This is a genomic window from Corallococcus carmarthensis, assembly GCF_003611695.1.
Lineage (GTDB): Bacteria > Myxococcota > Myxococcia > Myxococcales > Myxococcaceae > Corallococcus > Corallococcus carmarthensis.
Genome location: NZ_RAWE01000244.1, coordinates 1 through 14,422 on the forward strand (window position 1 = coordinate 1; position 14,422 = coordinate 14,422).

Sequence of the window (14,422 nt, forward strand, 5' to 3'; positions counted from 1 at the left end):
GCCCTGCCCCACGAAGAAGATCAGCCGCGTGGGAGGCAGCGGAGGCGCCGCGATGGGAGGCATGGACGGGGCGCGCACCAGCGCCGGAGGCCCTTCGGCCGCGCTGAACTCCAGCGCCTTGGTCTCCTTGCCCGCCGACCACTCCTTGGCGAACTCCTTCAGCCCGTCCAGCCCCCGGGGCGCCACCTCGCGGCGGCCCAGCAGGTTCACGGGCACGTTCTTGTCCAGCGCCTGGTACTTGCGCACGTGGGGCGCCTGCAGGCCGCGGCGGCCCTGACACGCCGGACAGCCCTCGTGGTCCTCCACCTGGTTGACCACCACTTCCGTCACCGGCAGACCGCGCTCGCGCAGCTGGGTGAAGTACATGCGCGTCTGCGCTTCGGGCACCGGCTCCGCCAGCGCCACCAGGTGGAAGGCCGTGCGCGCCGGATCCTTCAGCAGCGCCAGCAGCTTCTCCGCCTTCTGGCCCACCTGCTCCAGGAAGCCGGCCGGAGCCGCCTCCGCCGCCGCGGCGGCCGCCTTCTTGCCCTTGCCGCCGGAGGCCGCGGGAGCGGCCCGGTCCTGGCCCGCCTTCACGAAGCCCAGGAACTTGCGCAGCTGCGCCGGCATGTCGAACAGGCGCAGCGTGTGGCTGGTGGGCGCCGTGTCCACGACGATGCGGTCGTACTCGCCAGACTCCAGCAGCTCCACCACGTGGAAGAGGGCCACCAGCTCCTCCAGCCCCGGCACCGCCTGCTGGTAGAGCTTGCCCATCTCCTCGTCCGACAGGTGCGTGCCCTTCACCGCCGCCTTCGCCAGCGCCGGGAGGTACTCCGCCAGGAACGGCTTGAGCAGCGCGTGCGGGTTCAGCTCCGCGCCGAACAGGCCACCCTCGCCCTTGCCCGCCTGGAGCTTGGTGGGCTTCGTCGGCAGCTTCTTCTTCACCAGATCCGACAGGGACTGGACCGAATCCAACGAGATGATCAGCACCCGGTGCTTGGGCACTTCTTCGGAGAGCCTCACCGCGTACGCTGCCGCGAGCGTGGTCTTGCCGACCCCGCCCTTGCCGCCGAAGAAGTGAAGTACTCTCGCGTCGCTCATTGCGTTGTGGCCTTCCTTGTGCCCCCCCGGCGGCACCCCAGATGACTCACGTCGGACGACCGCACCATGGGGGGCGGACGTGGCCCGAAATGAAACGTCCCGGCCGGGCCCTCACCAACGGGTGGGAGAGGCACGGAGGATCCCCCGTCCAGGGGGGAAAAGTCAAGAATTGACAGGGGTTTTCGAGACCTCCCCCGCCCCTTTAAACCGGCTTGGGGAGGCCCCGTGCGTGCCCTCCAGGAGCCCTGCCAAGGGCCTGGAATCCGGCCCCTCCCGCCTACCCATCAGGTCAGCGGCAGGCAGCCGCCGGCCACCAGCCCCAAGGGGGCGGCGTGGATCAGCGGGTCAGGAAGCTGCTGGCGCCCATGGGGCCATCGTTGCCCTGGCCACCCAGGGGGCTGCCGCCACCCGGAGTGCCCTGCGCCCGGTTCTCCGCCGCGTAGCGATTGAGCTTGTTGTAGAGCGTCTTCTCGCTCACCCCCAGCACCTCCGCGGTGCGGGCCTTGTTGTTCCCGTTGCGCTGCAGGCTGCCCAGGATGTACTCGCGCTCCACGGCGTCCAGGCTCAGGCCGAACGGCAGCTTGAACGTGTGGCGCTCAGGGCTCTTGCCAGCCATGTCGGGCGGCAGGTGCTCGCGGGTGATGAGCTCCCCGTCGCAGAGGATGACGGCGCGCTCCACGGCGTTGCGCAGCTCGCGGATGTTGCCCGGCCAGTCGTAGTTCTTGAGCACCTCCATCGCTTCCGGGTGCACACCGGACACGCGCTTGGCCGAGTCCCCGCGGAACTTGTCCACGAAGTGCTGGACCAGGATGGGCACGTCGTCCCGGCGCTCGCGCAGGGGCGGCAGGTGCAGCTGGAACACGTTGAGGCGGAAGTAGAGGTCCTCGCGGAAGCGCTGGTTCTTGATCTCCTGCTTCAGGTCGCGGTTCGTGGCGGACAGCACGCGCACGTCCACTTCGATCTCCACCTTGCCGCCCAGCCGGCGCAGGCGGCCCTCTTCCAGCACGCGCAGCAGCTTGGCCTGCAGGTCGATGGGGATCTCACCCAACTCGTCCAGGAAGAGCGTGCCGCCGTGGGCCATCTCGAACACGCCCGGACGGCGCTGATCCGCGCCAGTGAAGGCGCCGCGCTCGTGGCCGAAGAGCTCCGACTCGATCAGCGTCGCGGGGATGGACGCGCAGTTGATGGCGATGAAGGGCTTGTCGCGGCGCAGGGACAGGTTGTGCACGGTGCGGGCGACCACTTCCTTGCCCGTGCCGGACTCACCGCTGATGGAGACGCTGGCCTTGGAGGGCGCGACCTTCTCCATCATCTCGATGACCTTGCGCATCCCGGTGGAGCCGGCGATGAGGTCCGTGGAGCCCAGCTGCTTGAGGCGGCGCCGGAGCGTCTGCACCTCGCGCATGGTCTCCTTCTTCTCCAGCGCGCGGTCGATGCAGACCTTGAGCCGCGCGGTGTCCAGCGGCTTCACGATGAAGTCGTAGGCGCCCTCGCGGATGGACTCCACGGCGGTGTCGATGGTGCCGCGGCCGGTGAGGAACACCACCGGGCAGTCCGGCAGCTCTTCGCGCAGGTTGCGCAGGAGCCACAGGCCATCCGTCTCCGGCATGGCGAGGTCCGACAGGACGACGTCGGGCCGGAACTCACCGGCCTTGCGGAGGGCGTCATGCCCGTCGAACGCGGTCTCGACCTTGTGACCCCAGGCGGACAGCATCTCCGCCAGGGCCTCGCAGGTCTCACGTTCGTCATCCACGGCCAGGATTCGTGCGCTGCCCAAGGTGAAAACCTCCACTGCGATGAAGCGTGATGAAACCGGATGGAAGACCGTCAGCGCCCAACCAACGGGGGGAACTTCAGGCGCGCGGGAACACGAGGCGGCACGTTCCCGCCAGTACGGTGAATTCGATGCCCAGCTGGGCGGCACGGAGCGTCAGCGCGGCCACGGTGTCGCTCGCCCGCTCGGGCGCCGAGGAGCCGTCCACGACCTCCAGCACCGCGTGAGGGCCCTCTGCGCGGACGGCGACGACCACGGTGCCGCCCTGATCCGCGCGCTGGAAGGCGCGCATCAGCACCTGCACCAGGAAGAACCCCAGCTCGGTGGTGTCCTCCATGCGGGCCTGCACGTCCGGCTCGATGGCGCGCGTGACTTGAAGCCGGCGCCGGCGGCTTTCGTGGCCCAGCACGTCCAGGGCCTTGCCGGTGGCGTCCGACAGCGGCGCGTCCCCGGAGGGGCCCGCCCCGCGAAACACGATGAAGTCCGAGAAGAGCTTGAGCAGGCCGTCCACGCGGGCGATCTGCTCGCGCATGGCCTTGAGGTTCTTCTCCTGGGTCGCCGGCACCTGGCCGGACTCACCCTTGAGCTTCTCGGAGAGCACCTCGAGGTGGATGGCCAGCGCGTTGAGAGGGTTGCGCACGTCGTGCAGCAGGCTGTCCATCAGCGGCGGAACCGCGTCGTAGCGGGCCGCGCCCACCACGGGATCCGACACATCTTGGACAGAGGGCACACTGCTAGCCATTGCCATTGAGCTAACCACCTGGAACTCCTAGGAATTTCCGTCTCCCCACCCCCGCCGCCGCCCTACCGGAGCCAGGATTTAGGGAGCACCCCTGGGATCGTCAACCCTGGGTCGGTAATTCTTGCCGGAGTTCTAAAATTCCCGTGTCGGAACGGCCACTTAGGAGGTCTCGCAAGTGTCGTTCAACGAACGCGAACCCTGCACCGGGTGATCAGCGCGTCCAGGGGTTGTCCACCCCCGGACATCGGGCCGTCCTCAGGTCCCGGTGGCGGACGCGGGCGGCTGCGCGGCGGCGCCCAGGCCGACGAGCTGGAGGCCCAGGCGGGCCGCGTACTCGAAGATGCGCGGATCCCGGTAGAACTCGCCGAAGACGATGCGCGTGCAGCCGCTGTTGGCGATCAGCTTGAAGCACGGCCAGCAGGGGCTGGCGGTCGTGTAGATGGTCGCCCCGTCGATGCCGACGCCGTTCTTCGCCGCCTGGATGATGGCGTTGGCCTCCGCGTGGACGGTGGCCACGCAGTGGCCGTTTTCCATCATGTGGCCCACCTCATCGCAGTGGGGCAGGCCGCGGATGGCGCCGTTGTAGCCGGTGGACAGGATGGTCTTGTCCCGCACCAGCACCGCGCCCACGTGCTTGCGATCACAGGTGGCGCGGGTGGCCACCTGCAGCGCGATGTCCATGAAGTACTGATCCCAATTGCCCCGAGCGGACATGCGGCTCAACCCTCCGGCGGATGAGCCCGCAGCTCTAACGCCGGATCAGGCCAGGGGCCATTTCCAGGCAGGGCATCCGTTGGATCAGCGACTCGCGGTCTTCTGCGGCCCCGCACCCTCCGCGTCCGCGGAGCGCTCCAGCAGCCGGCCGAAGCCCTTGGCCTGGAGGAAGCCGCGCACCTTGGCGCTGGGCGCGGCGAACGTCTCCCCCGGCATGGGCACGTCGAAGCTGAAGTTCTGGGCGGCGACCTCGAAGTCCACCTTCGCGGTGCGGTAGCCCTCCACGATGGCCAACAGCCGCCCCGTCTCCAGGCTGAAGATGCCACCGCCGGAGGCCCCGTAACCGATGGGCGCGTCCGTCTTCAGCATGCGCGGGTGCTTCGTCTCCTTGTCCCACTCCACCTGGGACACCATGCCGCCGGAGATGGACAGCGCGCGGCCGTACGGCGACGCCGCCACCACCACGTCCTCGCCCGGCTCGGGCTCATCGTCGGCGGCCAGCTCCGCCACGGGCCACGTCACGCCCGTCACGCGCAAGAGCGCCAGGTCCAGTTCCGGCACCTGGCCCGTGGCCACCACCTCCGCCGGGTACTCATGCGACTCCGCGCGCCGGTCCAGCACGACCTTGAGCACGGGGTCCGTGAGGTCGCCCTGCTCCACCGCGTGCGCGTTGGTGAGCACGTAGCTGACGGGCCCGGCCTCTCCTGCTTCCGTGCCGATGACGACGCCCGACGCCGAGCGGCGCACCTTGCCGCCCTCCGTCGTCACCAGCCGCACGTTGAGCGGGAGGATGCGCCGCACCATGGCCTTGCGCGTGGGTTGTGGCGTGGGCTCGGGCCTGGACAGCGCCCGCTCCACCCGGAGCGGGGCCTGCGTGTGCGTCGCGACCGGAATGTCCGCGGAGGACTGCGACGGGGCACTGGCGCACGACACGAGGGCCCACAGGAGGGGGGTGCCCAACAGCAACCGGTTCATCAACACTCCAGGCGCAGAGAAGAGGAGGGACGAAAGACGACGACACACGCGCAACTCGGTGCGAAGTCCCATCATCCCGAGCCCCGGCCCGGATTGGGAAGCAGGCGAGCAGGCATCGGCTTCCGAATGCCTGCCCGCCGCTTCCGGTCAGGTGTAGCGCTGACGCATCAGGAACAGGATGGCGTCCTTCGCGCAGAACTCGCAGTAGCCGTAGCGGTCCGCCATCGTCTTGAGCGTGTCCTGCACCTGGGACTGCTCGCGCGCGGAGAGCTGGTTGCGGTCCTCGGACAGGTACTTGAGGACGTTCTCCTTGTTCTTGCGCAGCACGCGCTTGCGCTCCTCGAAGTAGTGGTCGCGCAGGCGCTTGAACATGTCCGGGAAGATGCGCGGGTAGTCCATGGCGCCGTCCGGGTTGTCCAACCGGTGCGCGCCGATGCTCGCGATGAGCCCACGGCGGAAGTCCGGAGGCGCCTCGCCCTGCGGCATCACGATGGCCTCCACCTCCGCCATGCGCGCCTCGTCCGGCTTCTCCGACTCGCCCGTCACGCGGTTGCGCATCTTCTCTCCGCGCACCCAGTGGCTGACGCTCTGGATGTAGCGCTCCACCAGCTCGCGGTACTGGCCTTCGGACACCAGGCCCATGGAGTCGCGCACTTCGGAGTCCACGCGGTCCAGGTACCCGCCCTCCACGACGCGCACGAAGGTTTCGTGGTCGTGGTAGCCGTCCATGACCTCCTGGAGGAGGAACTCGTAGACGCTCTTGTCCTTGCAGAGCGCGTGCAGTTCCTCCAGCACCGCCAGGGCGTGGAGGCACTTATAGTCGGGGTTCTGCGCGGCGTTGAAGAGCGCCGTCTTGATCTCCCGCGCGCTCGCGCCGGAGCGCCCCTCGTAGTTGGGGTACGCGTCGGACTCCTCGTACATCTCCTCGCGCAGCTTGAGCAGCTCCTTGGTGTTCGAGGACGACAGCCGCGCGGGCACCCCACCCTCCTGGTACAGGTGCAGCTTCTCCACCGGGGCCACCTGATCCACCAGCGGCTTCACGTTGGCCGGGTAGCGGTCCGGGATGGGCTTCTTCAGGCGCGTGAGCACCGCCCACATCGCGGCCACCTCCGTGGCGTGCGGCGCGACGTGCTTGCCCACGGACGTCGCGGTGATCTGCGCGTCGTAGATCTCCTGCTCTACCTTGTAGCGGCGCAGGTACGGCACGCGCACCAGCTCGATGCGGCCCTTGAACGACGCGAAGTCCGGCAGCTCCTTGAAGGCCGCCAGGTGCTTCTCGTTGGAGGACGCGATGAGCACCTCGTCCAGCTGGAGCACGAAGGGCTCCAGGGGCACCTCGCTGGTCTCGCTGAAACCCAGCAGGTACTTGAAGGCCTCTAGCGGGCGCTTGAGCAGATCCGCGTACTCGATGAGGCCCCGGTTGGCGTGCACCAGCGGGCCGTGTGGCTCGAAGAGCACCGTGCTGTGCAGTGCTGCGGGCAGGTTGAGCTGGGTGCGGTCCGCCGAAATCTGCTGCGCGGCGGCGTCCACGCTCATCTGCGGCTCCACCGTCACCGTGCCCACCTGGTAGCGGCGCGACACGTAGAAGCGCTCCACCTGCACGTGGCGCAGGACCTTGAGGTAGTCCCCACCGTAGGAGTTGAGCAGCGCGGTGTAGATGCGGCGGCACTTGGCGCACAGCTCGCCGTCGCGCACGTAGTCGGACAGGATGAAGTCCCCTGTCGCTCCGTCGCCGTTGCCCAGCCCCTTCTTCTTGAGCGCGCCCTCCAGCAGCGCCTTGCGCTCCGCGGGCGGCACCGCGAACAGCGGATGGTCGCGCAGCTCACAGGGCATGCGCAGGTCCAGGTCCTCCGCGTCCAGGTGGGCGTACGTGGTGAGCTCGCCCTCGGTGGACTTCGCGCCCGGGCGCTCGCCAAAGCCGATGGAGCCCTTGATCAGCTTCTCCGACGGGAAGACCCACGCGATGCGATAGAGGGCACCTTGAGGCTGGCGGGAGTAGTCCTCCATGCCCTGCTTCAGCGCGTTGACCAGGCTGGACTTCGCGCTGCCGTTGGGGCCGTGCAGCATGATCAGCTTGTTGATGCGGCCGGCGCGCACGAAGTTGCCGAGGATGCGGTAGAGGGCGTTCTGCACCTCCTCCTGCCCGGCGACGCGGCCGTCGTGCTCCGTGGACGGCGCGTCGAAGACCTTGAAGCGCCGGATGGTGCCCGTGGGGTGCGGCACCTGCTCCGTGCCGTAGTGGTCCATCACGTCCCGCAGGTACTGCGCCGCGTTGCGCGACTGTCCCCGCGGGTCCGTGAAGAAGAGCGACAGGTACTCCTCGAAGGACAGGATGGAGCGGTTCTTGACGAAGTCGGCGCTAACCTGTGCGCCCACCTCCTGCAGATAGCCCTTCGCTTCCACGGCGGCTCCCCTCTGTGGATGGGTGGTCTCTCGGATGTAGCCACGGCGCTTCGCCGTCGCATGTGAACCCCGGGGAATGACCTTCGTTCCCGGCCCGAGGGATGTAAAGCGAGCGCCCCCTCCCCGCAGGCCGGTCTGTTCGGGGCCGCGCGCTTGGACGCCAGCCGTGTCCCACCCGGCCAGGCGGGCATCCGGGGTGGGAGGTTGGAGGCGCGCTGGAAGATTGAGGGCGTCCGTCGGATGACGGATGGTTCGCGATTCGCGCACCCGGGACGGGTGAGATACGGTCCCGGACAGCCACACCCCATCCGCCGCAACGCCTCACCCGGAGCCCACACGCGATGCACAAGGAGCCCATCATCGGCATCGACCTCGGCACGACGAACTCGTGCGCGGCGATCGTCGAGGAAAGCGGGAACGTCAAGCTCATCCCCTACAAGGGCGGCGAGTACACCATCCCCTCCATCTTCGCCATCGACGACAAGGGCAACGAGCTCATCGGCTTCGAGGCGAAGCGCCAGTGGCAGCTCAACCCGCGCAACACCGTCTACGGCGCCAAGCGCCTGGTCGGGGTCAACTACAGCAGTGACGTCGTCGGCACGATGAAGAAGGCCGTGGCGTACAACATGCGCGCCGGCGCGAAGAACGACGTCACCCTGGACGTGGGCAAGAAGGAGTTCACCCTCCAGGAGATCAGCGCGAAGATCCTGGGGAAGATCCGCGACGTCGCCGCCAACTACCTGAAGACGCCCATCAAGCGCGCGGTGGTGACGGTGCCCGCGTACTTCAACGACCGGCAGCGCCAGTCGGTGAAGGACGCCGGCAAGCTCATCGACCTGGAGGTGGTGCGCATCATCAACGAGCCCACCGCGGCGGCGCTCGCCTACGGCGTGGGCAAGACGTTGAAGGAGAAGGTCGTCATCTACGACCTGGGCGGTGGCACCTTCGACGTCTCCATCATCGAAATCCGCGACCGCGTCTTCGAGGTGAAGTCCACCGGCGGCGACGTGTTCCTGGGCGGCATCGACTTCGACAACGCCATCATCCACCACGTCCTCAAGGACTTCGCGGCCAAGACGGGCATCGACCTGGCCACGGACCCGGTGGCCATGCAGCGCATCAAGGACCTGGCGGAGCGGACCAAGATCGACCTGTCCGCGCGCGAGGAGGTCCCCTTCAACATCCCCTTCATCACGATGACGGCGCAGGGCCAGCCGCTCAACATCGAGATGAAGTTCACGCGCAAGATGCTGGAGCAGCTGACGAACCAGCTGGTGGACCGCACCCTCCAGATGGTGGCGCGCGTGCTGGTGGACTCCGGCCTGTCCACCAAGGACATCGACGAAGTCATGCTGGTGGGCGGTCAGACGCGCATGCCCGTCGTGCAGGACCGGCTCACCAAGTTCTTCGGCAAGCCCCCCAGCAAGGGCGTCCACCCGGACGAGGCGGTGGCCATTGGCGCGGCGCTCTACGCGCACTCGCTCGAGGACAACTCCAACCTGCGCATCCAGCTGTTGGACGTCATTCCCATGGCCATTGGCCTGGAGCGCGGCGACGGCGGCTTCCACGTCGTCTTCCCGCGCAACGCGTCCATCCCCAACGCGAAGCAGCTCTTGGCCACGACGAGCATCGACAACCAGACCGAGCTGGCGATGCGCATCTACCAGGGCGACCACGACACGGTGGCGCGCAACGACATGCTGGGCGAGTTCACCTTCTCCGGCATCGTCCCCGCGAAGGCCGGCACGGTGAACGTGGAGATCATCTTCGACGTGAGCGTGGAGGGCATCCTCACCATGCGCGCGAAGGACCCCGCCACCGGCCGCGAGATGAAGACCACGGTGCGCGTCACGCAGAGCTGAAGCGAAGGGCGCCGCCGGAAACACCACGGCGCCCCTGCCTTCGAAAGGCGAGGGGCGCCGGGTGGGCACAACGGACCGCCGGAGGAAACCTCAGGCGGTCTTCTTTTCCTTCTCCATGACGATCTGCGGAGGCTCGTGCTTGGTGATCACCTGTTCGGTGATCTTGCACTCCTTGACGCCCTCGCGGAACGGCACGTCGTACATGATCTCCAGCATCGCGTCCTCCATGATGGCGCGCAGGCCGCGCGCTCCGGAGTGACGGCGCATCGCCTCGCGGGCAATGGCGCGCAGCGCTTCCTTGGTGAAGGAGAGCTTCACCTTCTCGATCTCGAACATCTTCTGGTACTGCTTCACCAGGGCGTTCTTCGGGATCGTGAGGATGGTGACGAGGTCATCCTCCTTCAGGTCGTTGAGCGTCGCGATCATCGGCAGACGGCCGATGAACTCCGGGATCATCCCGAACTTCATCAGATCTTCCGGCTCCGTCATGGCCAGCAGCTCACCCACGCTGCGCTCTTCCTTGTGGGTGATCTTCGCGCCGAAGCCCAGGCCCTTCTCACCCACGCGGCGTTTGATCACGCCGTCGATGCCGTGGAAGGCACCGCCGCAGATGAAGAGGATGTTGGTCGTGTCGACCTGGACGTACTCCTGCTGGTTGTACTTCTTGCCGCCGCGCGGCGTGACGTTGGCGCGGGTGCCTTCGATGATCTTCAGCAGGGCCTGCTGCACGCCCTCGCCGCCCACGTCGCGGGTGGCGCTGGGCATGTCGCCCTTGCGCGCGATCTTGTCGATCTCGTCGATGTAGACGATGCCGCGCGCCGCCTTCTCCACGTCGTAGTCGGCGTTGTGGAGGAGGTTCTGGATGATGTTCTCGACGTCCTCACCCACGTAGCCGGCCTCGGTGAGGCTGGTGGCGTCCGCGATGGTGAAGGGAACGTTGAGGAAGCGCGCCAGGGACTGGGCGAGCAGCGTCTTGCCGGAGCCCGTGGGCCCGATGAGCAGGATGTTGCTCTTCTGCAGCTCCACTTCCTCGCCGCCGGGGCTCTTCACACCGGGGCGCGGCCGGGCGGTCGGCTTCTTCTGATAGATGCGCTTGTAGTGGTTGTACACCGCGACCGAGAGGACCTTCTTCGCCTGGTCCTGGCCGATGACGTAGTCGTCGAGGAACGCCTTGATTTCCAGCGGCGTGGGCAGGCTGACCTGCGGCTTGCCCTCCTCGCGTTCGTTCTCGTCCGCGATGATGTCGTTACACAGCTTGATGCACTCGTCGCAGATGTAGACCGTGGGTCCGGCGATGAGCTTCCGGACCTCGCGCTGCGACTTGCCGCAGAACGAGCAGGACAGGTTGACGTGGTGCTCCTTCTTCACTGCCGCCTCCGAGTTCGCCGGTCCCGGTTCGGGACCTTCTCCGCCGACCACCGCACTCCATCACCCGCGAAGCCGCCCACGTCTTTCGACGGCTCCAGGCCCACCTGCAACAGGCCCTGTACCCACTATAGGGCCCTCCCCTCCGGGCAGGAAGCCCGGCGGGAGTGCCCTTTCCCTGGAGCGTTCAGCCCAGGTCAACGGGTCGGTCTTGGATAACAGCGACTCAGGCGTCCGTCACGCTCGACGCGATCTCTTCGACATCGTCCGCTAGGGAGGCCGCCCGCTCGGCGACAGCGTTGGGGACTCGACGGCTTCCCGCCAGCTCGGAGGCGAGCTTTCGCGCCAGCTGCGCCAGTTTCCGCACCTGGAGGCTCTCTGGGGGCGGCTCCGGCGGGGGCCGGGGGAAGCGCTCGGTGAACTCCTTCTTGAGCTCCGTGGGGGACTTCTCCGGGCTCCAGATGCTGTCGCGCAGGGACTTGTACTCGGTGGGAGAAAGCTGACCCCGCTCCTCGGCGTCGGCCAGGACTTCCACCACTTCGAAAGCAGGCGCCTTCTCCGGGAACTCGTGCTGCTGGAGCTCTTCGGGGGCTTCGTGCTTGGCCAGGAAGCTGAACGAGCGCGTGAGCTTCAGCGCCGTCTGCTTCTTGATGTGCAGCTCCTTGAGGCAATAGGCCTCGAAGGAGGCGTGGCCCCACTCCTCGTACTTCGCTTCGTCCCGGACCTGGACGAGCAGCTTGCCCAGCTCCGCCCAGGTGGACTTGAAGCGCTTGGCGGCGAGCAGGACGGTGTGGCGGAACGTCCCCGGAGGGACGCTCATGGCCTTCTTGGCGATTTCGACTTCGGCGACAGAGGCGGACATGCCTGTTGTATCGGGCACGTCCGGGGGGTGGGCAAGAAAGTCGCCCTACCCCCGCTTGCCGATGTTGAACGAAAGCCCCACGGTGGCGCGCTCGCCGTCGTAGGCCTTGAAGGGCCACTTCTTCAGCTCGGCGAAGAGGCACTCGAAGAGTGGGCCCTGCTTGAACTGGGGGTTGTCCACCCAGAGCTTCGCCACGCGGCCGTCGTTCCCGATGACGAACTCCATGGGAATCTTCGCGGCCAGGCCGGGCGTGCGCTCGGCCTCCTCCTTGAAGCAGTGGAAGAGCTTGGACTGGTTGCCCGCCACGACGCGGTTGATGGCGCCCTGGTCGAACTGCTGGGCCATCTCCAGGCCGTCGGGATCCGTGGAGACGCTGCCCGAGGGACGGGGCGGCCGGCTGGACGCGGCGCTGGCCACCGCGCCACTTCCCCCTGTCTTCCCGGTGGCACTGCCCTGCCCCTGGGGGCGATCCGGGCGGCGCGGGTCGTTGGACGGGTAGGCGAACAGGTCCTCGTCGTCCCCGCGCGCCTGGGCCAGGCGGATGGTGGGCGGGTCCATGGTGATGCCGTCGCCCTCCTCCGTCGCGCCGAACAGGCCGTACACGGCGGCGTTGCGCGCCAGGTACCAGCCGGTGACGCCCAGGAGGAGCGCCACGCCCGCGGCGACCCCGCCCAGCACCTTCACGCGCTTCTGGTTGCGGGCCTGCTCCACGAGCATCGTCTGGGCGACGCGGCCTTGGGCCTCGTAGCGCGCGATGTGCACCTGGAAGGCGGCGGTGTCCCGGAGCGTCCGGAACTCCCGCTCACCGGCCGGGGCCACCGGGCTGTCCGGGGTCAACTCCCCCGTGTAGAGCTTCTCCACCACCTGGGACGCGGTGATGGGCCCCAGCACCAGGTCGCCCTGTCGGAAAAGCCACTGCCCATCACTGTCCACCGCGAGTTCTTGTCCGGCCAGCATTCGCGCGGGAGTATCGTGTTTCTCCCGTCGACATCGCAACGCCGTGGCCAGGCCCTCGCTCAAACGAATTCCCGCCGTACTGTGGACTTGGTATCGCGGCGGAAACTTCCGCGGCTTCCAGCGCCAGGTGGAAGGTCCCACGGTCCAGGACGCGCTCGAAGATGCCCTGGAGCAGGCAGGCTCACCGGCGACGGTGATGCCGTCCGGGCGCACCGACCGGGGCGTGCACGCGCGGATGCAGGTCATCAGCCTGCGCCTCAATGAAGACGTGCCCCTGGACTCGCTGCCCGCGCGGCTGGCACCACACCTGTCCCCGGACGTGGGGCTGTGCGTCGCGAAGCGGCCGCCGGGCGCCTTCCATGCGCAGTGGAGCGCGAGCGGCAAGGAGTACCGCTACCACCTGACGCTGGGCACCCCACCCGCTGAAGCGTGGAGGCCGTACGCGCTGGACGTGGCGGCGGACGAGACGCTCCAGCCGGGGCACCGGGTGACGCCGGAGAGGCTGGAGGCGCTGCTCGCCCGCGCCGTGGGCACGCGGGACTTCACCGCGTTCCACGAGCGCTCCAGTCCCCAGAAGCCGCGCACGCTTCAGTCCGCCACCCTGCGGGAGCTGGGTGGAGGACTCTTCGAGGCGCGGCTGACGGGAGACGGCTTCGCGCGCTACCAGGTGCGATACCTGGTGGGCAGCGCGCTGAAGGTGGCCGCGGGGCTCCTGTCCGAGGAGCAGTGGCACGCGGCGCTGGATGCGGGCACGTCCCTGGCCGGCTTCAAGGCTCCGGCGCATGGGTTGGTGTTGTGGGAGGTCCGCTATCCTTCCGCGGTGGACCCTTTCGGGCCCGGCGAGCGCCTCCACCCGCCCGGTCTGCCCGACGCGCCACCCTTCACGGGAGCGCCGCCGGGCTGACGTGACGCTTCAGTCCACGAAGCGCGCTTCGTACTTCGCCAGCAGATCCGAGATGGCCTCCCGGAGGTATTCGCTCTGACGGATGCGCGTGGTGCGCGACAGCTCCTTCAGGGCATCCAGCTTCTCGCGATTGAGACGAAACACGACCGAGGTGAGGCGGGGATTCATGTCCAAGTGCGTGGCCTCCGACAGATGCACACACCCTCTCACAATGTCGGACAACCTCAAGAAAACAACCTACGAGGCCGAACCCACCGGGATGATCCACTGCAACCCGGTGAAGAGCTCGGTGTCCGCGCGCAGTCCGGAGCCGAACCCGAACGTGAAGCCGAGCCCGCCGTACAGCGCGAAATGATCCGAGAGGGTGTGTCTGGCGCCGAACCCTATGCGAGGCCCCAGCCACGGCCCAGAAATCGGACGCACGGAAACGCCGACGTCGAAGAAGGTCCGCCAGGACTCGGATCCGAAGACGCTGCGGTAGCCGGTGATCAGCGCCAGCTCCTCGCCGGGGCGGCCGGTGCTGCCGCGCGCGAGGAGGAACACCTCGTCCCCCTCGTAGCCGACGGTGAGGCCCACCCCCAGGTCCAGGTGCCCGGCGAGCCCGGACACGGCGGCGTCCCCGCTGATCCGTTCGGTGTACGTGGCCCCGGGCCCCACGGTGAGGATCAGCGAGCGCTGTCGCGCGTAGGGCCCGTCGTCCACGTACTCCGCGGCGGCGGCGGGGGCGGCGGTGAGGATCAGGACGGCGGCGGCGGGGAGGCCGTTAACCCCACCACCGGGAGCC

The 14,422-nt window shown here is 68.0% G+C and carries 13 protein-coding genes; 2 read left to right on the forward strand and 11 right to left on the reverse strand.

Annotated features, from left to right (window positions below; all coding sequences use genetic code 11):
• The 6 genes from D7X32_RS38070 to D7X32_RS38095 form a co-directional block, all read right to left on the reverse strand.
• On the reverse strand, positions 1 to 1,080 hold a 1,080-nt coding region (locus tag D7X32_RS38070; protein WP_147450429.1), incomplete at its 3' end, for an ArsA family ATPase.
• A 337-nt stretch (positions 1,081 to 1,417) separates the two neighbouring features.
• Positions 1,418 to 2,857, reverse strand: a complete 1,440-nt coding sequence (gene nla6 / locus D7X32_RS38075; protein WP_120607434.1) for an enhancer binding protein Nla6 — start codon at positions 2,855 to 2,857, stop codon at positions 1,418 to 1,420.
• A 76-nt stretch (positions 2,858 to 2,933) separates the two neighbouring features.
• Positions 2,934 to 3,584, reverse strand: coding sequence for a histidine kinase dimerization/phospho-acceptor domain-containing protein (locus D7X32_RS38080; protein WP_341868168.1), 651 nt, complete (start codon positions 3,582 to 3,584; stop codon positions 2,934 to 2,936).
• A gap of 267 nt (positions 3,585 to 3,851) precedes the next feature.
• Positions 3,852 to 4,310, reverse strand: a complete 459-nt coding sequence (locus tag D7X32_RS38085) for a deoxycytidylate deaminase (protein WP_120607436.1) — start codon at positions 4,308 to 4,310, stop codon at positions 3,852 to 3,854.
• 84 nt (positions 4,311 to 4,394) lie between these two features.
• Entirely contained in the window at positions 4,395 to 5,285 is an 891-nt protein-coding gene (locus D7X32_RS38090; RefSeq protein ID WP_120607437.1) for a S1C family serine protease, read from the reverse strand.
• Between the two features lie 147 nt (positions 5,286 to 5,432).
• Positions 5,433 to 7,688: a PrkA family serine protein kinase gene (locus tag D7X32_RS38095; RefSeq protein WP_120607438.1), complete on the reverse strand. Its 2,256-nt coding sequence runs from the start codon at positions 7,686 to 7,688 to the stop codon at positions 5,433 to 5,435.
• Positions 7,689 to 8,029: 341 nt separating this feature from the next.
• Between D7X32_RS38095 and D7X32_RS38100 the strand changes: the two genes are divergently transcribed.
• Entirely contained in the window at positions 8,030 to 9,550 is a 1,521-nt protein-coding gene (locus D7X32_RS38100) for an Hsp70 family protein (protein ID WP_120607439.1), read from the forward strand.
• Positions 9,551 to 9,640: 90 nt separating this feature from the next.
• Here the strand turns inward: D7X32_RS38100 and clpX are convergent, their stop codons facing one another.
• The 3 genes from clpX to D7X32_RS38115 all read right to left on the reverse strand — a co-directional run bounded on the left by clpX (position 9,641) and on the right by D7X32_RS38115 (position 12,734).
• Positions 9,641 to 10,918: an ATP-dependent Clp protease ATP-binding subunit ClpX gene (gene clpX, locus D7X32_RS38105; RefSeq protein WP_120607442.1), complete on the reverse strand. Its 1,278-nt coding sequence runs from the start codon at positions 10,916 to 10,918 to the stop codon at positions 9,641 to 9,643.
• A gap of 223 nt (positions 10,919 to 11,141) precedes the next feature.
• Positions 11,142 to 11,795 carry a hypothetical protein gene (locus D7X32_RS38110; RefSeq protein WP_171447768.1) on the reverse strand — a complete coding sequence of 218 codons (654 nt, stop codon included), beginning with the start codon at positions 11,793 to 11,795 and terminating at the stop codon, positions 11,142 to 11,144.
• A gap of 27 nt (positions 11,796 to 11,822) precedes the next feature.
• Complete coding sequence (locus D7X32_RS38115) at positions 11,823 to 12,734, reverse strand: AgmX/PglI C-terminal domain-containing protein (RefSeq protein WP_120607440.1); 912 nt, start codon at positions 12,732 to 12,734, stop codon at positions 11,823 to 11,825.
• A gap of 43 nt (positions 12,735 to 12,777) precedes the next feature.
• On the opposite strand from D7X32_RS38115, the gene D7X32_RS38120 reads away from it, so the two are divergent.
• The gene (locus D7X32_RS38120; protein WP_120607441.1) at positions 12,778 to 13,638 is read left to right on the forward strand and encodes a tRNA pseudouridine synthase A; all 861 of its coding nucleotides are present in this window, start codon (positions 12,778 to 12,780) and stop codon (positions 13,636 to 13,638) included.
• Positions 13,639 to 13,647: 9 nt separating this feature from the next.
• Here D7X32_RS38120 and D7X32_RS38125 read toward each other — a convergent pair whose 3' ends face one another.
• Complete coding sequence (locus D7X32_RS38125; protein ID WP_014396701.1) at positions 13,648 to 13,812, reverse strand: ribbon-helix-helix domain-containing protein; 165 nt, start codon at positions 13,810 to 13,812, stop codon at positions 13,648 to 13,650.
• Between the two features lie 63 nt (positions 13,813 to 13,875).
• The coding region (locus tag D7X32_RS38130) for a hypothetical protein (protein ID WP_439329042.1) at positions 13,876 to 14,422 on the reverse strand (547 nt) is incomplete at its 5' end.

Coding starts and splice junctions, on each gene's coding strand:
- D7X32_RS38100 (WP_120607439.1), top strand. CDS start 8,030: ATGCACAAGGAGCCCATCATCGGCATCGACCTCGGCACGACGAACTCG.
- D7X32_RS38115 (WP_120607440.1), bottom strand. CDS start 12,734: ATGCTGGCCGGACAAGAACTCGCGGTGGACAGTGATGGGCAGTGGCTT.
- D7X32_RS38090 (WP_120607437.1), bottom strand. CDS start 5,285: ATGAACCGGTTGCTGTTGGGCACCCCCCTCCTGTGGGCCCTCGTGTCG.
- D7X32_RS38085 (WP_120607436.1), bottom strand. CDS start 4,310: ATGTCCGCTCGGGGCAATTGGGATCAGTACTTCATGGACATCGCGCTG.